This window comes from Clostridium algoriphilum, assembly GCF_020443705.1.
GTDB lineage: Bacteria > Bacillota > Clostridia > Clostridiales > Clostridiaceae > Clostridium_AD > Clostridium_AD algoriphilum.
Map to the genome: position 1 here is coordinate 151,834 of NZ_JAIZZK010000003.1, position 23,376 is coordinate 175,209.

The 23,376-nt window shown below is 32.6% G+C and carries 16 protein-coding genes and 1 riboswitch; of the genes, 4 read left to right on the top strand and 12 right to left on the bottom strand.

The genetic code is table 11. The features are described 5' to 3' along the window. Positions 1-167: 167 nt before the first annotated feature. Positions 168-1,196 carry a glycosyltransferase family 2 protein gene (locus LGK95_RS04360; protein WP_226122618.1) on the top strand — a complete coding sequence of 343 codons (1,029 nt, stop codon included), beginning with the start codon at positions 168-170 and terminating at the stop codon, positions 1,194-1,196. A 100-nt stretch (positions 1,197-1,296) separates the two neighbouring features. On the opposite strand, the gene LGK95_RS04365 is transcribed toward LGK95_RS04360, so the two are convergent. The 3 genes from LGK95_RS04365 to LGK95_RS04375 all read right to left on the bottom strand — a co-directional run bounded on the left by LGK95_RS04365 (position 1,297) and on the right by LGK95_RS04375 (position 5,483). Then, positions 1,297-2,586, bottom strand: a complete 1,290-nt coding sequence (locus tag LGK95_RS04365; protein ID WP_226122619.1) for a homoserine dehydrogenase — start codon at positions 2,584-2,586, stop codon at positions 1,297-1,299. Between the two features lie 147 nt (positions 2,587-2,733). Then, complete coding sequence (gene thrC / locus LGK95_RS04370) at positions 2,734-4,224, bottom strand: threonine synthase (RefSeq protein ID WP_226122627.1); 1,491 nt, start codon at positions 4,222-4,224, stop codon at positions 2,734-2,736. 41 nt (positions 4,225-4,265) lie between these two features. After that, positions 4,266-5,483, bottom strand: a complete 1,218-nt coding sequence (locus LGK95_RS04375) for a cofactor-independent phosphoglycerate mutase (RefSeq protein WP_226122629.1) — start codon at positions 5,481-5,483, stop codon at positions 4,266-4,268. A gap of 151 nt (positions 5,484-5,634) precedes the next feature. Beyond that, a riboswitch (SAM riboswitch) is annotated at positions 5,635-5,744 on the bottom strand. A gap of 150 nt (positions 5,745-5,894) precedes the next feature. On the opposite strand from LGK95_RS04375, the gene LGK95_RS04380 reads away from it, so the two are divergent. Both LGK95_RS04380 and LGK95_RS04385 read left to right on the top strand, forming a co-directional pair. After that, positions 5,895-6,560: a vitamin B12 dependent-methionine synthase activation domain-containing protein gene (locus tag LGK95_RS04380; protein ID WP_226122631.1), complete on the top strand. Its 666-nt coding sequence runs from the start codon at positions 5,895-5,897 to the stop codon at positions 6,558-6,560. Next, positions 6,538-8,919, top strand: a complete 2,382-nt coding sequence (locus LGK95_RS04385; RefSeq protein ID WP_226122632.1) for a homocysteine S-methyltransferase family protein — start codon at positions 6,538-6,540, stop codon at positions 8,917-8,919. The genes LGK95_RS04380 and LGK95_RS04385 overlap by 23 nt, the downstream gene beginning before the upstream one ends. Before the next feature lie 107 nt (positions 8,920-9,026). On the opposite strand, the gene LGK95_RS04390 is transcribed toward LGK95_RS04385, so the two are convergent. The 9 genes from LGK95_RS04390 to LGK95_RS04430 all read right to left on the bottom strand — a co-directional run bounded on the left by LGK95_RS04390 (position 9,027) and on the right by LGK95_RS04430 (position 22,065). Further along, positions 9,027-10,130, bottom strand: coding sequence for a GerAB/ArcD/ProY family transporter (locus LGK95_RS04390; RefSeq protein WP_226122634.1), 1,104 nt, complete (start codon positions 10,128-10,130; stop codon positions 9,027-9,029). Positions 10,131-10,161: 31 nt separating this feature from the next. Next, positions 10,162-11,331 (bottom strand): Ger(x)C family spore germination protein, encoded by a 1,170-nt coding sequence (locus LGK95_RS04395; RefSeq protein ID WP_226122636.1) that lies wholly within the window; start codon positions 11,329-11,331, stop codon positions 10,162-10,164. 92 nt (positions 11,332-11,423) lie between these two features. Next, on the bottom strand, positions 11,424-12,977 hold the full coding sequence (locus tag LGK95_RS04400) for a spore germination protein (protein WP_226122638.1): 1,554 nt from the start codon (positions 12,975-12,977) through the stop codon (positions 11,424-11,426). A gap of 195 nt (positions 12,978-13,172) precedes the next feature. Then, positions 13,173-14,462, bottom strand: coding sequence for a homoserine dehydrogenase (locus LGK95_RS04405; protein ID WP_226122640.1), 1,290 nt, complete (start codon positions 14,460-14,462; stop codon positions 13,173-13,175). Between the two features lie 74 nt (positions 14,463-14,536). Continuing rightward, entirely contained in the window at positions 14,537-15,853 is a 1,317-nt protein-coding gene (locus tag LGK95_RS04410; protein ID WP_226122836.1) for an aspartate kinase, read from the bottom strand. 526 nt (positions 15,854-16,379) lie between these two features. Beyond that, entirely contained in the window at positions 16,380-17,156 is a 777-nt protein-coding gene (gene ygiD / locus LGK95_RS04415) for a 4,5-DOPA-extradiol-dioxygenase (RefSeq protein WP_226122650.1), read from the bottom strand. Positions 17,157-17,226: 70 nt separating this feature from the next. Next, a complete protein-coding gene (locus tag LGK95_RS04420; protein ID WP_226122651.1) occupies positions 17,227-19,677 on the bottom strand; it encodes a heavy metal translocating P-type ATPase in 2,451 nt (816 codons plus the stop codon). A 238-nt stretch (positions 19,678-19,915) separates the two neighbouring features. Further along, positions 19,916-21,781, bottom strand: a complete 1,866-nt coding sequence (locus LGK95_RS04425) for a heavy metal translocating P-type ATPase (protein ID WP_226122652.1) — start codon at positions 21,779-21,781, stop codon at positions 19,916-19,918. An 8-nt stretch (positions 21,782-21,789) separates the two neighbouring features. After that, positions 21,790-22,065, bottom strand: coding sequence for a metal-sensing transcriptional repressor (locus LGK95_RS04430; RefSeq protein WP_226122683.1), 276 nt, complete (start codon positions 22,063-22,065; stop codon positions 21,790-21,792). 181 nt (positions 22,066-22,246) lie between these two features. On the opposite strand from LGK95_RS04430, the gene LGK95_RS04435 reads away from it, so the two are divergent. Continuing rightward, positions 22,247-23,308: a cell wall-binding repeat-containing protein gene (locus LGK95_RS04435; RefSeq protein WP_226122685.1), complete on the top strand. Its 1,062-nt coding sequence runs from the start codon at positions 22,247-22,249 to the stop codon at positions 23,306-23,308. Positions 23,309-23,376: the final 68 nt, after the last annotated feature.

Sequence of the window (23,376 nt, forward strand, 5' to 3'; positions counted from 1 at the left end):
TAGGCAGCCTTTTTACTTAATAATAAACAATACTTATATGAAAATATAAGTATTGTGAACTTTGTGTTATCACATAAAGTTCACATATTAATTTGATACTGATGCTACAATTTGACCTTATAATTTAAATTATAGAGAAACATTAAAAAGTGAAGGGAATGATAAATATGAGTAATGAAATTGTTTATTCCGTGGTAGTGCCTTTATATAATGAAGAACTCGTTATAAATGAAAGTTACAAAAGATTAAAATCCGTTATGGATAGCTCAATGGAAACATATGAAATATTATTTGTTAATGACGGAAGTCATGACTCAACTAGGGATGAAGTAGAAAATATATGTAGAAAAGATAAGAATATAAAGCTCTTAAATTTCTCAAGAAACTTTGGACATCAAGCTGCAATAACTGCAGGGATGAATGAGGCTTTAGGTGATGCAGTTATAGTAATAGATGCGGATCTTCAAGATCCACCTGAAGCTATTTTAGACATGATTAAGAAATGGAAAGAGGGTTATGAAGTTGTATATGGCAAAAGAACTAAGAGAGAGGGAGAAACATTTTTCAAGAAATTCTCAGCTAGTGCGTTTTATAGAATACTTAGAAGTTTAACAAGTATTGATATCCCAGTTGACACTGGAGATTTTAGACTAATAGACAGAAAAGTATGCGATGCTCTTAATTCATTGCCAGAAAAGAATAGATTTATAAGAGGTTTAGTTAGTTGGGTTGGCTATAAACAAACCTTTGTAGAGTTTACACGCCAAGAAAGATTTGCTGGTGAAACAAAATATTCTCTTAAAAAAATGTTAACTTTGGCCTTTGACGGTTTGACATCCTTTTCTTACAAACCATTAATATTAGCTGGATACTTCGGAGGATTTGCTGGTTTTATAGGTACTTGTTTGTTGCTTTACAGTATTATAACTTCAACGGTTAATCAAAGTAACATATTAAGTTTAGGGTTTATTCTTTCAATTACCTTAATGATGTTTGGCATAATGTTTTGTTTTCTCGCTATTATGGGTCAGTATATCGGAAGAATTTCTGATGAGAGTAAAAACAGACCTTTATATATAGTTGCTAGTAAAGTAAGTTATAATGAACTTAAAAATAGTGTTACTTTTAAAGGAAACAGATCTTCTGAAATATATGATATAGTTATTAATACAAAAGGTGAGGTAGCAAACAATTAGCTAGGCTTTTGTATATATATAATCCTCCTATAAATGATATGGTAAAACACCAAAATATCATGTATAGGCGGATTTGTTTTTTAATAATTAGTTTTTATAACTAATTAAATGATTCTATCCTTATTATGCTTTCTACTTTGTTAACACTTTCAAGTTCTACTATTTTCTTAAGTGAATTATTTATGTTCTTTTCTGAACTTTTATGTGTAATAAATGCTAATGTTGAATGAGTCTTATGTGCTACATCTTGAGTAATGGATACAATACTAACATTATTTTTACCAAATATTTCAGCTGTATCTCCTAAAACTCCTGCTTTATCTTTAAAATCGAGTCTTATATAAAATTCCGATTCGTTATCGTTAGATTTTTTCACTTCTTTAAAATCGACTTTAGCATTTGCGGCCTTTACCTCAGTTGGTGCTACATTATTTCTTAATATCGATATTATATCACCTACAACAGCGGAACCAGTTGGCAACGCACCTGCTCCTTTACCATATAACATTAGTTCTCCAACTGCATTACCTTTTATTAAGATAGCATTAAATGCATCATTTACGTTTGCCATTGGGTGACTCGACGGTATAAAGGTTGGATGTACTCTTAGTTCTAGTTTATTATTTTCTTCCTTTGCTATTGCAAGAAGTTTTATTGTATAACCAAACTGTTTTGCATATTGTATATCAATATCACTAATATTTCTTATTCCTTCCCTATAAATACAATCATGATCTACCTCTGTTCCGTAAGCTAGAGAAGCCATTATTGCAAGCTTATAAACAGCATCATAACCATCTATATCTGAGGTTGGATCTGCTTCAGCATAACCTTTTTCTTGAGCCTCTTTTAATGCCTCATTAAAACCACTACCATCTATTGTCATTTTACTTAACACATAATTAGTTGTTCCATTTATAATTCCGGTTATTTGCTGTATTCTATTTGCTGTAAGGCTCTCATTTATTTCACGTATTATTGGAATTCCACCAGCCACACTTGCCTCATAATAAAATAATGCATTTTCCTCTTTCGCTATTCTAAATAACTCTTTGCCCCAGTTTGCAATCACTAATTTGTTAGCAGTTACAATATGTTTTTTAGCTTTCATTGCCCTTATCATATATTCCTTAGCCTCGCCTCGTCCACCAATAAGTTCAACTACTATTTTTATACTTTCATCATTTATAATATCATCAATATTATCTGTTAGCACTTCCCTGGGCAATGCAATATCTCTTTCTTTATTTATGTCTTTTACGAGTATCTTAGCTACCTCTATATCATAATTCGAACGTTTCATTATTTCTTTTTTATTTTCCAGGAGTATTTTCCATACGCCTGTTCCAACATTTCCAAAACCTAAAATTGCTATTTTCACCTTTTCCATGCTAATTTCTCCTTTCCTAAATCTTTATATAAAAACACCATTCATAGTGCTTTTTAGATTCGTTTTAAAATTTAATAGACTCCATTATATACTAGATTGATTCTATTATATAATAGAGTAATCCTAAATATATGTTAAGTATCCTATTTATATGTTAAGAATTTTTTCAATTTGTATTTGCATTTCATTCTTTTTGCATACTGTTTTATGAAGAACAGGTCTTGTTTCTAGATCTTTTATACCTGCTGGAATATCGACCTTTGTTATTTTACTAAGTTCTTTTATTAGTTCGAAATCATTTAACCCAGCATATTTCTTGTCTATTGATTTCATAACATCTGGTGTAAATTTATATGGACTCGCAGTGGACACAATAACTGTCTTTGTAGTATCCTTTGTTTCTTCTAAGTATTTTTGATATACAGCATATGATACTGCAGTGTGAGTATCAATTACGTAATTAGTGGTTTTATAAACATTAGTTATTGCCTTTGCAGTATCCTCTTCAGTTGCATAACCTCCAAAAAAGTCCTTTAGTTCCTTTTTCATGTTATCGTCAATCTCATATTTCCCATCTTTTTTTAGCTTATCCATAAGTCCTTTTATTTTATTTGAATCTTCACCGCTTATAGCATATAGGAGTCTTTCAAGGTTACTTGAAATTAATATATCCATAGAAGGTGACATAGTAATTACAAAATCTCTAACTCTATCATATACGCCTGTCTTTATGAAATCATATAACACCTTATTTTGATTAGATGCACATATTAGTTTTTTAATTGGTAATCCCATTTTCTTTGCATAATATCCTGCTAATATGTCGCCAAAATTACCAGTAGGAACACAGAAGTTTATTTCATCTCCTATTTTAATATCTCCCATCTTACAAAGCTGAGCATATGCATAAAAATAATATACAACCTGAGGTATTAGTCTTCCTATATTTATTGAATTAGCTGAGGAAAACATTTTATTGTTTTTATCTAGTGACTTAAGAAGACTCTCATCAGTAAGCATCTGCTTAACTCCATTCTGTGCATCATCAAAGTTTCCTTCAATTCCAATTACATAAGTATTATCCCCAGCTTGCGTTAACATCTGTCTTTTTTGAATCTCGCTAACACCCTCCTGTGGAAAAAAGACTATTATTTTTGTGCCTTCGACGTTTGCAAAACCTTCTAGTGCCGCTTTGCCTGTATCACCAGATGTTGCAGTCAGAATAACCATTTCTTTATCTATGTTTAATTTTTTTACTGCATTTTTTAAAAGATAAGGTAATATTGATAAAGCCATATCTTTAAATGCTAAAGTTGGTCCATGATATAATTCTAAAAAATATGCATCGCCATGTTTTACAAGTGGTGCAATAACTTTCGAATCAAACTTCTCGTCATATGCTTTATCTATAGATTCTAATAAATCTTTATCATCATAATCAGTTAGGAATTCTTTCATTATAGTAAACGCTAATTCTTTATAATTCATATGTCCTAATTCTTCGAGCCCTATAGTTAATTTTGGTATTGATGTAGGTACAAAAAGTCCTCCATCCTCACTTAATCCTCTTGCAATAGCTTCCGCAGATTTTACCTGTCGTTCATTTCCCCTTGTACTCTTATAATATATTTGTTTCATAATATTATTCCTCCTATCTATCACATTTTATATATTTCCTTTTATTTATCGCCTTTTATAAAATAATCCATTAGCTTATATCCCTCTGGGAAATATAGTCCTGCCTCTTTAGCTGTAATTTCATTATAAGCACCTTTTAAGTTGTCCTTTTCACTATTACTTTGATAAATTAAAAATGGAACTGGCTCACTTGTATGCGTTCTAAGAGATAGTGGTGTAGGATGATCTGGAAGTATTATCATTCTATAATCTTCACCTATTCTTTCCATTTCGTCTTTAATAACCTTAATTATTTGGTCGTCTATAAGTTCTATAGCCTTATATTTGTTTTCTACCTCATATCTATGACCACATTCATCCGGTGCTTCAACATGAATATATACAAAATCGTTACCCTTTGCCATTTCATCAAGGGCTGCTTTTGCTTTACCTTTAAAATTTGTATGAATATTTCCAGTAGCACCTTCTACCTCAATAACATCCATCCCTGCACACATCCCTATCCCTTTTATTAAATCAACTGCAGAAATTACTGATCCTTTTAAGTTGTATTTTTCATAAAAGCTAGATAGAAGTGGCTTTTTTCCTTCACCCCAAACCCAAATTGAATTGGCTGGTTTAAGTCCCCTTGCTACTCTCTTTTTATTTATATCATGCTCAGATAAAAATTTATAACTTTTCTTTGTCATTTCCTCAATTATTTCACTACCCGGGCCTTTAGGCATATAATCCTTTACCTTTTGTCCTAGAATATCATGAGGTGGTGTAAGCGTCCACTCGTAGGGACCCTTATCCCATATCATAAGATGCCTATAGCTAATGCCAGCATAAAATTTAATAGCCTCAGTGCCTAAATATTCACTTAATGCTTTTATTAATACCCCTGCCTCCTCAGTTGTAATCTCATCGGAGCTATGATCTATCATAGTCTTTTCTTCATATGGCTCATCATCCGATACTGTTACCAAATTACATCTAAAGGTAATATCTGTATCTAGCATTGGAACCCCCATGCTAGCTGCTTCAAAGGGTGAACGTCCACTATAATAAACAAATGGATCATAACCAAAAACAGCCATATTTGCCGTATCACTTCCTGCAGGCATACCCTTAGGCACAGTTTTAACTAGGCCTTGAGTGCCATGCTTTGCCATGTAATCCATAGCAGGAGTCTTCGCATACTCAAGCGGTGTTTTATCATCCAGCTCAGCTATTGGATAATCTGCCATCCCGTCTCCTAGTACTACAATGTATTTCATATTAACACTCCTTCTTAAAATTTTATTTATTATTGCTTAATAAGTATTTTAGCTTTTTTATTAATAAATTACTACTATTTATATGTATATAAAAAAACTGCTTTCAGGTAAGAAAGCAGTTTTCCATATTGCAATATGTAAAAAACTGATTTTCTTATTACTCAGAACCATGTTCTGCAGGAATTGACACCTTTATATTCAAATATGAATACCGGTTGTCGGGTTTCATAGGGCCAGTCCCTCCACCTCTCTAAATAAGAAATATATTAAATTTTATTTGTTTTAAATTGTAACTCATGTAGGATTAAATGTCAATGCAAACATAAATGTATTAAATGTAATTAATAAATATAATATTTGCAATTATTATATTTATACCTTATTCTAGTATAAAACTAAGTGGAGGCTACTATGGAAATTGATAAAAAAGAAGTATTAAGATATTTGGGTTATAAAAATCAAAATATCGATAAAAATATGACCGATTTAATTGATGTTTGCACGCGAGAGATAATTGATATAAGCAAAGCTAGTTCTGTATATGAAATTTTCGATATTGAAAGAAAAAACAATCAACTTTTCTTACTAGGTAGCACTTTAGTTTTAAAAGATAAAGATATAAAAGATCTCCTACTAACCTGTGAAAAGTGTGTAGTTATGGCTGCAACATTAGGTGCTGCTGTCGATAGCAAACTAACTTACTATTCAAGGTTTGACATAACGAAAGGTGTAATCATGGATGCCTGTGCAAGCACAGCAATAGAGTATGTATGTGATGAACTTCAAGATGTAATTATGAATAACGCATTAAAGGATAATCTACATATTACAACTAGATATAGCCCAGGTTATGGAGACTTCGCTATTGATAATGGTACTGAAATATTAAATGTATTAGATGCTTATAAAAAAATAGGATTATCTATTACTGAAAATAGTATTATGCTTCCAAGAAAATCGGTAACCGCACTTATAGGGCTTAGTAAAATTGCAAGTTCAAAAAAACATACCGGATGCGCAAGTTGTAAAAATGTAGGTTGCGAATTCAGAAAGGATGGGGGACATTGTGCAAAATAAAATAAACTTTAATAACTTTTTATTATTTGACGGGGCTATGGGAACAATGCTTCAAAAATACGGAATGCAGAGGGGTGAATTACCAGAAAGCTATAATATATTACACCCAGAAATTATTGAAAAAATTCATAGTGAATATCTAGGTGTTGGATGCGACGTTATAACTACTAACACATTTGGTGCAAACAGGTATAAACTTAAAAATACGCAATATGCTGTTGAACAAATTGTAGGAAATGCAGTAAAAATAGCAAGAAAAGTTGCTGGCGACAAATTTGTTGCACTTGATATTGGACCTATTGGACAATTAATGCAGCCACTTGGGACATTGTCATTTAATGATGCATATGAAACCTTTGCAGAGCAGATTAAAATCGGTGCTAACTGTGGCGCTGATATTATACTTATTGAAACAATGTCTGATATTTATGAAGCAAAAGCTGCTATTCTTGCTGCTAAAGAAAATAGTTCACTTCCAGTAATATGTACAATGTCATATCAAGATGACGAACGGACATTAACAGGAACGGACCCACTAACTATGGTCAATGTACTTCAAGGACTTGGAGTCGATGCACTTGGAGTGAACTGTTCCCTGGGACCAAATGAAATGCTTCCCATAATCGGAGAGATTCTTAAATACTCAAGCATACCAGTTATAGTTCAGCCTAATGCAGGTCTTCCTAAACTTATAAATGGAGAGGCAGTTTATGATGTTCATGCACATGAATTTGCGCAATATGCAAAAATTATGGCAGAGCTTGGTGTTACAATACTTGGAGGTTGCTGTGGAACCACTTGTGAGCACATAAAAGCTATAAAAGATGAGATTATAAAGTTAACTCCAGTTAAACGAGACGTTAAACGAATAACAGCTGTCAGCTCTCCCTCCTTAACAGTAGCTCTTGGAGAAGAAATAAGAGTTATCGGTGAGAGAATAAATCCCACAGGCAAAAAGAAGCTTAAAGAAGCTTTAAAAAGTAACAATATGGATTATCTTCTCATTGAGGCTATTAATCAAAGAGATGCAGGTGCAGATATACTTGATGTAAATGTGGGACTTCCTGAAATTGATGAACTTGAAGTTATGGTTCGAGCAATTAAAGAAATACAAAGTGTGGTTAATCTTCCCCTTCAAATAGACAGTGTACGATGTGACGTAATTGAAGCAGCAGTTAGAATATATAATGGTAAACCGCTCATAAATTCTGTTAATGGTAAAGACGATACAATGGATTCTATATTCCCAATAGTTAAGAAATATGGTGCATGTGTAATAGGCCTCACCATTGATGAAGACGGTATCCCAAAGACAGCTGAAGGAAGACTTAAAGTAGCTGAGAAAATTGTACGCCGTGCACAGGAGTATGGAATAGATAAGTCAGACATTATAATAGATTGCCTTGTTTTAACTGCATCTGCTCAACAAAGTGAAGTTAAGGAAACTATTCGTGCCGTTGGGCTTGTTAAGTCTACATTAGGAGTTAAAACTACTCTTGGAGTAAGTAACGTATCATTTGGCTTACCACAAAGAGAGCTATTAAATAAAACATTTTTGGCTGCTGCATTAACCGCTGGACTTGATGCGCCTATATTAAATCCTATGTCTGAGGCTATGATGGCAACAATACATGCATTTAATGTTTTATGGAATAAGGATATTGCATCAAAGAAGTATATAAGTGTTTATTCATCCTTTGCAGGAAAACAAGTTACTGGAGTCACTAGTAATGATAGAGATTTAAGTAGAATCATTATTGATGGCATGAAAGAAGAGGCTGCAGCATTAACAAAAGAACTTTTAAAAACAATGTCCGAAATGGAAGTTGTAAACAAGTATCTAATTCCATCGCTTGATATTGTGGGTAAAAAGTATGAAATTGGAGAAATATTTCTTCCTCAATTATTACAATCTGCAGAAACAGTAAAAAAATCATTTGAAATAATTAAAGAAAGAATGATGGCAAGCAAAGACAAAAAACTTAGTAAAGGCACAATTGTGCTTGCAACTGTTAAAGGCGACATACACGATATAGGAAAAAATATAGTTAAAATATTACTTGAAAACTATGGCTTTGACGTAATAGACCTTGGTAAAGATGTTCACGAGGATGTTGTAGTTAATGCAGTGAAGAGTGGAAACATTAAATTAGTTGGTTTAAGTGCACTTATGACCACAACAGTTCGTAGCATGGGTGAAACAATAAAAGCACTTCATGACAATAATTTGGATTGCACAGTTCTTGTTGGAGGGGCAGTTTTAAATGAGGAGTATGCAAAAATGATAGGTGCCGATTATTATGCAAAAGATGCAACTCAAACTGTAGCGTTTGCAAGAAAATTCTTTAAGTGTGAATAAATAGTTCCTATGAATTTAAATGGTGTATTGTAAGTAACCATCGGATATGGGTATGGCAAGAATTAATGATTTAAATCATTAATTCTTGCCATACCCATTATAGATTGTTATATATATTTCATTATTTTTTTTAACAAAGCTTTTAAATAATACACAATTAATGCAATGGCTGGAATTATTACAGCTAATGGTAAAAGGATATATTTAAGTGTTTCTTGACCTATATATATATGCTGAGGATAATCTGAAGCTATTAACAGTGAAGTAATAAAAACCGCGATACCCAAAGGTAGCGCTAAATTTTTAGTGTTATCTAATTTTATTAGTTGAGATATACCTAACATAGATCCATACATAAAAAAGCTCACCTTAATAAAACCACCTATTAACATATAGAGAATAGCAAGTATACCCAATCTGTTAAAGGCCTCTCCTATTTTCATGATCCGAAAGATCTGAAGAAAGGGAAATAGTGAAGTAGTCGCGAAGTTTAATCCAAGTACTGATATAAACATTATAGCGTTAACCGTAAGGAGAATTCCTAAAATTATAGTAGCTAACACTGCTGCTTTTCTTACTCTTGATGATTCAGTGACTGATGGATATAGCATAGCTAATACAATACTCTCACCATATGGAAAAGTAATGAGGGGCCACCCTTCTTTTATAACAGGTAATATACCTTTTTCAAGCACAGGCTTTAAATTATAAAATTTTAATGCATCTGGCGTTGAAAGTAAGAATATCCATTTCATCACAAATAAAAACACAAACAAAATCAGAAAAATACAGCACACTCGTGATAAATTTTCAATTCCAGTGTATGTTCCATATATAACTGTAGACATAAATAATATTCCAATTATGTACATCGACATTCTAGGCATTACAGCAATTAATATAAGTTCACTAATATCTCTTGTTGCTCTTGCAGCTTCATAAGCAAAATAAATAATATATATTACACTCAATGTATATCCTATTACTTTCCCAAAAATTTTGGGCATATATGTAACTATAGTATCCTTAGGATATTTTTTCCATAATTCAACATAAATAAGTTGCAGAATAATGCCTGCAAGTATATAAATAAGCATTGATATCCAAGCATCCTGTTTTGCTTTAGGGGTCATGAAATAAATCACTGCAGTACCATAGGGCACCATTACAATGGCACTAAAGAGTTGAAAAGCTGATATTTTTGTTTTCACTTAAGTTCCACCTTCTTTAAAAATTTTTCTATCAATTCATAGGTTTAGATATATATCCAGGTCTCTTTAAACTAGAACTTACCGTTACCTTGATATTTAAATCAGGAAATATATCCTTCCATTTTCCTTCAATATGAGTCCATTCTTTAGGACAATCTCTATGTATAATTTCACCAAACCCAAAAATATCTGCATCAAACTTTTTTTGTGCTGCATTTATGGCTAACTTAATTTCATTAGATATGGCATCATCCTGTCTGATATTTAATCTATTCATTATTTCAGGGGTCTTCATTGGATCCAACTCATCTGTCATCTCACATATCACGCTCTCTTCTTTTATGGTTATCAGCATTGCATATGAATCAGTTTTTATTGAGGGTTTTATCTTACTACTTGATCTATCAATCTCAAAAGTTATTTTAGCTCCATCCTGTGATAAAGTTGTTATAAAACCGAACTTAACCTTACCTTTTATCCATTGCATACCTCGTGTTTCGTTCATGCCCATAAATCCCAAGAGCTTATCCTTCTTAAAGACTGCAGTACCAACCACTTCAAATGTTTCATCTGCATCATTATCTTCACTTAAATTAACAACCCCTACAACAGGCGATGCTGTCTTACTTGATAAAGAATTAACAAAATCTAAGATTGAAACAGTATTTGTGAAACCAAAACTGGATTGTAAACTTAATATATTATCCAATTCATTAGCAGGAATTTTCTCTTGAACTGAGGTTGCCCTTATAATATCGAAAGCGTCACCTTTTGTTACAAGCAATGGAGTATCCGGGCTCATTTTATAACCTCTTAATGCAGCATCTAAGACCGTGTATATTCCTGAATCTGCCAGGTGCTTACCTACCACTATAAAGCTTACATGACTATAATTTAGTTCCTTACCAAGCTTTATAGTTAATTGACCTTTACAATCAGAAATACTATCACCTATAGAGTTAAAAACCACTACATCTGTAGCCTTCTGCTGACTTCCAGCTTTTTTTCCCATCATACCTCCACTTGAGTCTTTTTGTGGATTTAATATCTGTGCAGTTAACATGTATTTCCCCTCAGGTGTTATATCATATCCTATTGCCACAGCTACAGCCAGGTTATTAAGTTCCACTTTTGTTCCCTTACAACTAGTTGTAAAAATCGAAATCATAATCAATAGGAAAATAAAAATAATTTTTTTCATAAACTACTCCTCATTTTCTTTTTACTTTAACTTCTTTTTGTTCTCTCTATAAAAATTTTTAGTAAAGTAGTTATCAATTTTTAGTAAAGTAGTTATCTACGTGTACTATTCCTTCCTTTAATAAACCAGGATTTCTTAAACTTCTTCAATAGAGGTCTTCTTATAAATATGTCTAACAGTCTTTTTCCTTGAATTGGAGCCATAGGGATTAAATATGGAACACCATAGGACCTTAATGATGTTAATCTCAAAAGCAGTATTATCATTCCGCAGGTAAGGCCCACAAATCCCAATGCTCCACCAAGAAGAAGAAATATTGCTCTTGGATATGTTAATGCCAAGCTCATATCTGTAGATGGTAAAGCAAATGAAGATAATGCTGTAAGAGCTATAACTATAACCATAGCTGTACTAGCAAGACCTGCTTCAACTGCTGCTTGGCCTAACACCAGTGCACCAACAACGCTTATAGTCTGCCCGAGCGCCCTTGGCATCCTGACACCAGCCTCCCTAAGTAACTCATAGACGCTTAACATTAATATGCACTCAACTAAAGCAGAATAAGGTACACCAGCACGGGTTTTTATTAAAGTTACTATTAAAGGAGTTGGAATAAGCTCTGGATGAAATGTTGTTATAGCTACGTAAAATCCTGGTAATGTCGTGGATATAACAAATGCTATATATCGAATCCATCTATTAAATGTGGCTGCAACAAATTTCAAATAATAATCCTCATTGTTTAAAAAAAATTCTGTAAAAAGTGAAGGGACAGTTAAAACTATGGGAGTTCCATCAGTTAAAATGGCAACACGTCCTTCTAGTAGCTTACCGGCTATCACATCTGGCTTTTCTGTACTATATACAGTAGGAAAATTACTTGAAGGCTCATCCCCTATGTACTCTTTTATATAGTTAGATTCCAATACAAAATCTATATCAATTTTATTTATTCTTTCTTTTACCTCATTTACTATCTTAGGATTAACTATATTTGAAAGATAGACAATGATAACTTTTGTTTTTGTCTCTGTTCCGACTCTAAATTCTTCCATTTTAAGATTTGTGCTCTTAATTTTCTTTCTTAAAAGTGTTATGTTAGAACTTATAGATTCTGTAAATCCCTCCCTGGGGCCCCGCAAAACAGTTTCCGATTGGGGTTCCTCCACATTCCTGCCAGGAGGGTTATTTATATCAATTATAATTGCCTCATTTATTCCATCTACAAATAAAGCAACTTTACCGTCTAATATTGAATCCACAACTCTGCTTAGGTCTTGATATATATTGTTATCGCTTATCCCCAGTAAATACTGTGAATACTCTTTACTATTAGGAGGATATGAATATTCAACCTTTTTATTTATCAATCTTTCAATAATAGATTCTTCAAATATTATTGTTTCTATCATATTATCTATATACACAAGAATAGCCCCGAATTTTTCATTACTTGCAATCTTGAATTCTCTTATAATTAAATCAGTCGATTTTTCAAAAATATTATTTATATTATTACTATTTTCCTTTAATCTATTTGAAACTTTCAAGTTTTTGTATTCTTCTTTTATGTTTTTATGACTTATATCTTGTTTTTTATTATTACCTTCACTTAACGAAAAAAAATTCTTTATAGAATTCAACATTAAATCAGCCTCCACTCTAATATTTTGTGATTAATCAGGTTATTTATACCTAATAATTCTAAAATTTTAAAGACTTCATTAACGTTTAAAGTGGGATAGTACCAGCATACTAACAGATGCTGGTACTATCCCACTTTTATAAAAAAAAATATTGAATATAATTTAAACGACAGGGTAGCTACCCTGTCGTTTCCACTAATTAAATGATTCTATTCTTATTATACTTTCTATTTCATTAACATTTTCAAGTTCTTTTATTTTTTTAAGTGAATTATTAATATTCTTTTCTGCACTTTTATGTGTAATAAATGCTAGTAATACATGTTCTTTATGAACTACATCTTGAGTAATAGATGTAATGCTAACATTATTACCTCCAAATATTTTCGCTGTATCTCCTAAAACTCCTGCACGATCATTAACATTAAGTCTAATATAAAATTCTGACTCATTTTCTTCTGATTTTTTTACTTCTTTAAAATCAGCATCATCATTTAGTGCTTTTAATTCAGATGGCTTTACATTGTTTCTCAATATAGATATAATATCTCCTACAACTGCACTTCCAGTTGGCATGTCTCCTGCACCTTGTCCATAAAGCATTAGTTCCCCAACTGCATTTCCTTTAATAAGAATTGCATTAAATGCATCATTTACATTTGCCATTGGGTGACTTGATGGTATTAGTGTTGGATGTACTCTTAACTCTAATTTGTTGTTTTCTTCTTTAGCTATTGCTAAAAGTTTTATTGTATAACCAAATTTCTTAGCATACTCTATATCAACAGCACTAATTTTGCTTATTCCCTCTCTATAAATGCGATCATGATCCACCTTAGTTCCAAAGGATAATGAAGCCATTATAGCAAGCTTATATACAGCATCATAGCCCTCCACATCAGATGTTGGATCTGCTTCAGCATATCCTTTTTCTTGGGCCTCTTTTAAAGCCTGCTCAAAGCTAAGTCCTTCTAATGTCATTTTACTTAATATATAATTAGTTGTTCCGTTTATAATTCCAATTATCTGTTCTATTCTATTTGCAGTAAGACTTTCATTAATTTCACGTATTATTGGAATACCACCAGCAACACTTGCCTCATAATAAAATAAAACATTCTCCTCATCAGCTATCTTAAATAACTCTTCGCCCCAGTTTGCAATAACCAATTTGTTAGCAGTTACAATATGTTTTTTAGCCTTCATTGCACGTATCATGTACTGCTTAGCTTCATCTCGTCCACCAACAAGCTCAACAACAATTTTTATACTCTCGTCGTTTATTATATCATCAATATTATCTGTCAATATTTCCTTAGATATATCAATATCTCTTTTTTTATTTATGTCGTTTACGAGTATTTTAGCTACCTCTATTTGGCAGTTTGACCTCTTCATTATTTCTTTTTTATTCTCTTGTAATATTTTCCACACGCCTGTTCCAACATTTCCAAAACCCAGAATTGCTATTTTCACCTTTTCCATATTAATTTCCTCCTTTTAAACTTTAAATTAATAATTGCATATTCGCAAATCATGAACAGCTCCGCAGATAATAACTAAATATCAAAGGCTCCGTATACTGCCCTAATTGCATTTTCAAAATCATCGTTTTCTACACCAATAATAATGCTTAGCTCACTTGATCCTTGATTAATCATTCTAATATTTATATTACATTTTGATAATGCACTAAATACTTTAGCAGATATTCCTTTAGTTTTTATCATACCTTCTCCAACAACTGCGATTAGTGCCATATTAGGATGTACAATTATTGAATCTGGGCTACATTGATATTCTATTTCCTCGAGTATCTTATCTATCTTGTTGTCAAGTTCTGAATCATCTATTACTAGTGACACTGAATCTATTCCTGATGGAATATGTTCAAATGCTACATTATTGTTTTCAAGAACTGAAAGAATTCTGCGGCAATATCCTATGTCCCTATTCATAAGTGTTTTTTCAATCGCTATGACCGTAAAATCTTTTTTTCCTGCTATTCCTGTTATACTTCCAGGTTTTCCTTCTGATTTAGAATCTAGTATAAATGTTCCTTTTCCTAAAGGGTCATTAGTGTTTTTTATGTTGATTGGAATTCCATCATTTTTAACAGGAAAAATTGCTTCCTCATGAAAAACATTTGCCCCCATATATGAGAGTTCTCTAAGTTCTTTGTAGGTAACTTCCTTAATAGGTTTAGGATTACTCACAATGCGAGGGTCTGCCATTAAGAACCCTGACACATCTGTCCAGTTTTCATAAACAGTTGCACCTATACCTCTAGATATTATTGCACCGGTAATGTCAGAGCCACCTCTTGAAAATGTTTTTATTTTACCGTCAGGAGATGAGCCATAAAATCCAGGTATTACCGCTTTTTTAACCTTTGATAATATATTCTTTACAGCGTCATAAGTTGCGAGCTCATCCAAACGTCCACTTTTCTTAAATATAATTATATCAGCAGCATCAATAAATTCATACCCTAAATATTCAGCGAGCATTAACCCATTTAAATATTCTCCCCTACTTGCTACAAAATCTTCTGTAGCTCCATTAAGTATCTCTTCCTTAAGATCACATAAATATTTTGACATATCAATGGAAAGTTTTAATTCGCTACATAAAATAGTATATCTTTCATCAATTATTTTTAATAACTCATCAAATGGCAATGATTTTTTCGCATGTTGATGGCATAAATATAATAGGTCTGTAATTTTATAATCACCTTTACTCCTCTTACCTGGAGCTGATGGTATAACATAACATCGTCTTTCATCAGACAATACTATATCTTTTACTTTTTTAAATTGATTACTATCACATAATGAACTTCCACCGAACTTTGTAACTATAATTTCCATAATTATCCTCCTGTGTGATACCTTCTATAAAAAGTCAATTAATTTATATCCTTTCTTTTTATTATTTTCCCTATGTATAACATTGATAGCAGTATTATACTTGTAATAATTAATGATAAAAAAAAATAATGCAGGTTATTTTTTAATTTCTAATACGTTTTAATTTTTATTGCACACTTTATTACAATTAAAATTTTTTTATTAGTTTACCACTATCATAAATTAGTGTTGAATTAATTATACTCGTTTTTCCCATAATGTCACCTAATATTTAAAGCCTTTGACTCTACCGGCTATTTTTGATGTTTATATTTATAAAATAAATAAGTTAGCAACATATGGAAATTTATGTATGTTTATAGTTAACAAATACTTAATGCTTTCTTCATTGAATCGTAACAGTTATATGTTATTGTTGAATTAGTAACTGGTAAATTAAAGCGAAGTCCCCCTTTACTTTAATAATAAAAGCTGTGAAGTAAACTTCACAGCTTTTTCATTTGATTTATTATACCATACATTATAAATTTTAGCCTATTTGTATACTGGTCATAGACATAGAACCGTGTTGTATGCCCTTGTATATATAATTAACTTCATCAGAGTCTTCTTGCAAACCAACTATATAAAGTAATGGCAGGTAATGCTCTTTAGTTGGTACAGATAACTCAGCACTTTTACCTAGTTTTTGATATGATATAATATTATTATGTTTTCTATTTACTACAGCATCGCAAATATAGTTATCAAATTCAGTTGCCCAATCAAATGGGGTTGCATTCATATCATAATCCATTATTCTTAAGTTATGAACTATATCTCCACTTCCTATTATTAAAATTCCTTTATCTCGAAGCTTAGATAGTTTTTTGCCAAGGTCATAATGATACTGCTCATCGCCTAATCGATTTAAACTCATTTGAAATACTGGAATATCGGCTTTCGGATACATATGTGTAAGTACTGACCAAGCACCATGGTCCAATCCCCATTTTTCAGTGAGCATAACCTTCGAATCCACAAGTTCTCGCGCAACCATTTCTGCATACTTTTTAGATCCGGTCGGATTATATTTAAGATTATAGAGTTCTTCTGGAAACCCGTAAAAATCATATATCTGCTCTGGCGAATCCGAAGACGTTATAAAAGTTCCATCGGTTTCCCAGTGAGCTGAAATCACTAAAATTGCTTCTGGCCTAGGTAAGTTTTTAGTTAATTTACTAATAGATTCTGTATATGAATTATTTAACACTGCATTCATAGGACTTCCGTGGCCAATAAACAATACTGGCATTTTTTTACTCATTAATAATCCCCCCTAATGTCAATATGACACAAATACTATTTTGACTATGCTTTTTCTATTTAAAGAAACTTTATGTTAATGGCTTAAACCCCTTTAAGCGTAATGCATTTGTTAATACTGAAACTGAACTAAAACTCATTGCAAGTGCTGCAATAATAGGATTTAAAAGTGGACCACCAAATAAATGTAGTACTCCCATTGCAATTGGTATCCCAAGGATGTTATACCCAAATGCCCAAAATAAATTTTGCTTAATATTTGTTATAGTTTTCTTACTTAGTTGAAGTGCTGTAGCTACATCCATTAGGTCACTTCTCATAAGTACAATATCTGCGGATTCCATTGCAACATCTGTACCCGATCCTATGGCAATGCCAATATCAGCTTGAGCAAGTGCTGGAGCATCATTAATTCCATCCCCAACCATAGCAACCTTTTTACCTTCTGCTTGAAGTTTTTTAACTTCATTTGCTTTATCTTCCGGTAATACCTCAGCGAGTATTGAATCAATGCCAACTTGCGCCGCAATAGCTCCTGCGGTCCTTTTATTATCACCAGTTATCATAGCAACCTCTATTCCCATGCTATGAAGTCTTTCTATAGCTTTTTTACTATTTTCTTTTACTGTGTCGGCTACTGCTATTATTCCGCTTAGAGTTCCTTCAATAGCAATATACATAGGTGTCTTTCCTTCTTCAGCAAGTTTATCTGATTGGTTCTCTAAACTTTGAACGGAAATATGACTTTCATCCATAAGTTTTTTGTTCCCTAATAATATTTTTTTACTATCGATAGTTACTTCTATACCCTGCCCCGGAATAGCATTAAATTTTTCTGTCTTTCTAAATTCTAATTTTCTTTCCTCTGCTCCCTTAACAATAGCTTCACCAAGCGGATGCTCTGAACCTTTTTCTGCAGTGGCTGCTATTATGAGCAAATAATCTTCATTTATACCTTCTACAGTAAGTATATCTGTTACCTTTGGTTTTCCCTCAGTAAGAGTTCCTGTTTTATCAAATACGATAGTTTGAATTTTATGAGCAGTTTCAAGGGCTGTTCCGCTTTTTATAAGAACTCCATATTCAGCGCCTTTTCCTGTTCCAACCATTATAGCTGTTGGTGTAGCTAAACCAAGAGCACATGGGCAAGCTATTACAAGCACTGAGATGAATATTGTTAATGCGAAAACTCCTGTTTGACCAGCTAAAAGCCAAGATAATGACGATACTAGCGCAAGTCCTATAACCACAGGAACAAAGTAACCAGATATAATATCTGCCATTTTAGCTATTGGAGCTTTTGAACCTTGAGCATTTTCAACTAATGTAATAATTTGTGCAAGAGCCGTGTCTTTGCCAACCTTAGTTGCTTTAAACTTAATAGAACCATTTTTATTTATACTTGCTCCTATTATTTTATGTCCAATACTTTTTTCAACTGGCATACTCTCACCTGTGAGCATTGACTCATCTACAGATGTAGTTCCATCTATTACTTCACCATCCACAGGCATTTTTTCTCCTGGCCTCACAACAACTATATCTCCAACTTCTACCTCATCAATTGGGATCTCAATTTCTTTATCTTCTCTAATTATAATTGCAGTTTTAGGTTGGAGACCCATAAGCTTTTTGATTGCCTCTGAAGTCTTACCTTTAGTCACTGATTCTAAATATTTTCCGAGAGTTATAAGAGTTAAAATTATACCTGCTGATTCAAAATACATCTCATAGCCTGTATTACCAATAAATATTTCATATACTGCAAATATACTGTATAAAAATGCAGCTGATGCTCCCATTGATATTAACGAATCCATATTAGGACTTAACCTTACTAAAGACTTAAAGCCCACTATAAAATATCTTCTACCTGTCGCCATTATTGGCAGAACAAGTATTAATTGCAGAGCAGCAAACTCTTTTAGATGCATCATAGGATCAATAACACTCGGAAGCATAATATTCATTTTACCAAAAATCATTGGTACCATTGCAATAATTAATAGTGGCACTCCAAAAATTGCAGATATTAAAAATCTATTCCACAAAGCTTTTATCTCATTTTCCTTTTTTTCTTTATCGAGATCCACATTACTTTCTTCCTCTAGTGCCTTGTACCCTCCTTTTGCTATTGCCTTTTTTATATCCGAAATTTTAACCAAAGATGGCTCAAAAGATATAGTTAATTTTTCAGTGGCATAGTTAACATTGGATTCTATAACTCCATTAAGTTTTCTGGTTATTCTCTCTATGTTTTTTGCACAAGATGCACAACTCATTCCCTCGAGTTTTAGTGTTTTGTTAGTTGTTTGAACTACTAATTTGTACCCAGCCTTCGCAACTGCATTTTGTATATCGGAAAGTTTTATTAATGAATCATCATAAATTAGGTTTAATTTTTCTGTAGCCAGATTTACACTAGCCTCCTCAACACCAGACAACTTTTTTGAAACTCTTTCAACAGCTTTTGCACATGCAGCACAGGTCATACCTTCAATGTTGAGTATTTTATTTTTCATATTACACTCCTCCTTATATCATTTAATTTATAATCTATTTATAGAATATCTGATTCCATAATGTTTATTATTTCTTCCCTATAAGGGGAGGTGATTTTACCTTAGGATATTAATTTAATAATACTCTTAATTTATATATTATCACCTCATTATGTAGACTTTATGAAGAAACCCTTCTATTAAAAGTATATTTAATATTTATTTTAAGTCATGTAAATTTATAATACTTATTTATTTGTTATTTACTTTTGAAGTTTAAAAGGAGCGCAGAATTAATAATAACTGCAACAGAGCCAACATTATGCACTAAAGCACCAGTGACTGGGTTTAATATTCCTGCCATTGCAAGCATTATAGCTACAAAATTGAGAAGCATTGAAAGAGTCAAATTTAATTTAATGGTTTTCATGGTTTTCTGTGATAAGTTTAATAGGTGAGGAATACATTTAATGTCATCACTTACAAGTGCAATATCTGCCGCATCAACAGCAATATCGCTACCGATTCCACCCATTGCAACACCTACATATGCTTTTTTCAAGGCAGGTGCATCGTTAATTCCATCACCAATCATACAAACCATCTTATTTTCATTTTGATATTTCTCAATTATGGACATTTTATCTTCTGGTAAACATTGAGCATGAAAGCTTGTTATACCAACACTTTTAGCAATATGCGAAGCAGTTAATGGATTATCTCCTGTTAGTAATACACTTTCTACGTTTAGTGCTTTAAGCCCTTTAATCATATCAAAAGAATCCTTCCGAAGTGTATCAGATAGAGCCAAGAATCCTGCCTCAGAGCCGTTTATAGCAACATATATAATTGTACACCCGTCGTTTATGTATTTTGATGCATCGTCAATCATGCTTTGAGAAATGGTCACGAAGTTTTCAGTCAATAGTGGTGTATTTCCAGCAAAAATTATATCGCCTGAAATCATTGCTTTAACGCCTCTACCTGCAATCATTGTAAACTGCTGTGGTTCTTTTAGAGTTATGTTTGATATGTTTCTAAAGTGTGAAACAATAGCTTTACCTAATGGATGCTCAGAACGTAGCTCAGCTGAAGTCGTAATTGCCAATAACTGTTCTACACTTATATCAGAATTATAGCTTTTAACTGCTACTACATCAGGTTTGCCGTAAGTAAGTGTTCCAGTTTTATCAAATGCAATTATTGTTACCTTTGATAGTCTTTCTAGAGCATCTCCTTCCCGAACAAGTATACCAAACTTTGTAGCATTACCAATGCTTGCCATAATAGCTGTAGGCGTTGCAAGAACTAAAGCACATGGGCAAAAGACAACAAGAATGGTAACACTACGAATAATCTCTCCCGTAACAAGCCATGTAATAAATGCACTTGTGAGAGCAATCACAACTATCCAAGTAGCCCATCTGTCTGCAATGCCCACAATTTCAGCTTTGCTTGCATCTGCAGATTCAACTAACTTAATCATCCTTTGAAGTGAACTGTTCTCCCCAACCTTTGTAACTCTCATATCAAAAGTTCCAAATTGATTTACAGTACCACTAAAAACTTCATCGCCTACCTCTTTATCAACTGGTAGAGACTCTCCAGTCATAACTGATTGGTTAATTGATGTTTGTCCAAAGGTTATAATACCATCCACTGCAAGAGTTTCACCTGCAAGCACACGAAGCATATCATCAATTTTAACTTCTCCTGCAGGTATAATGCTTTCTACACCACCACGAACTACTCTTGCAATTCGTGGTGTAAGATGTACTAATTTTTCAATACCAGCACGTGCCTTTGCTACAGTACGCTCCTCGAGTAATGCACCAAGTGCCATAATAAAGGCAACCTCCCCTGCAGCAAAGGTTTCACCAATAATAATAGATGCAATAAGTGCAATTGAAACCAGAATATCTGCCTTAATATCAAATTCTTTTATAAGTCCTTCAATAGCTCCTTTAATTATTGGAATGCCACATAAAATGATTGCAAGCCATGCAATATCAATTTGAAATATATTATAATGCAATATACTTAAAATTAACGAAATAGCCGAAATTATTAAAAATAGTATAATTCGTTTTTCCTCATCTTTAAAAAAATCTATTATTTTCTTCATAATATCACCTAACTCATTCTTGAAAAATGCTCTACAGCTTTTGCAAATTCGGCAATTGTTTTGTCAGCATCACCATGCTCTATACCATCTCGCACGCAATGTTGCAGATGACCCTCGAGCACTACTTGCCCAACTTTATGTAATGCACTTTTTGCTGCATTTATTTGTATTAAAAGATCTTCACATGGTACATCTTTGTTTACCATTTCTGAAATAGCTCTAAGTTGTCCCTCAATTTTTTTAATCCTTGCTTGAACCTTTGGAATATCCATACATTGACGCATATTTTGGCCTCCTAAGAAAAATTTTAATTATACCTATGGGGGTATGGGTATATATTAACTTATAAAAAAATATTTGTCCATCTCTTATTTTTTGCTAACACTCCGTGTCTATTGATATTGAACATATTTAAAATAAAGCAATATAATATAATGAATAACTAATTCTTGAAAGGAGATATTTATGTATTCAAATTTCTCTTATTACACTCCTGCCATAGATACTGTTAATACAACACGAATATTAGGTGATGTTCCACTTACATTTAATAATTATGTTACTAAGGTCATATATCCAAGTTCCAAAGTAAAATGGAGGCCTAATGCAATTATACTTGTGCCTTTTACTTCCTATCACTATGGATTACTTGCATCACCCTTAATACATTTCCCCATAAATGCACCGATAGTCTTTACAAATGCAAATTATCTTTCACAAGAAACTTTTAATGAAATTATCAGATTATCTCCAACTGGTAAAGATGTACCTGCAAAGGTACTTATAGTTGGCCCAGTAGCTCCAATTATAGAATTGCAATTATTAAATGCAGGATTGTCAGTTATAAGAATTACCGGGAATAACCCTATTCGGGCTGCAAGTGAAGCAATGGAGTTTAGATATAAAATGGCACCGGATTCTATGGAAGGTAATAAGAATATAATGATAGTCTCTGCTGATGACCATACCGAAAGTGTACCCGCTGCATATTATTCTGCACATATGGGAGTACCTATATTGTTTACTTATAGAGATAAATTACCAGAGATTACAAAACAAAAGTTAATTAAGTATAATAATAAAAATATATTTATCATTGGGGGTGAACAAACAATTTCAGATAAAGTTTTCAACGAGATACAAAGTATTGCAAAATCAAAAGTAGATAGAATTGGGGGAAGCACTTGTTATGAGGTTGCTGTAAACTTTTCAAAATATTATTCACAGGACAGCATGTTCGGTTGGAACATCAATACTAAGGATGGATGGGCATTTTGTTTTGGGACTCCAAATAACTGGGTTTATAATTTATCAGCCTGCATATTTGCACACTTAGGTAAACACCCCCCGCTTTTATATATTGAACCCTTTGAAATACCTAAAGCAACAAGTGAGTATGTACTATCCGTAAAACCTGTAGAAACGCATCCACCTAAACCTCAATTTTTGCATGGATTTATTCTTGGAGGTTTTCAACAGATTTCTCCTAATATGCAAATTAAACTTGAAGAAATATTAAATATATGAGTTTTCTCAATTGCATAAATAAGATTATACAACATTAAGTTTTTAAGTCTAGTCTGGGGAAAAGATAC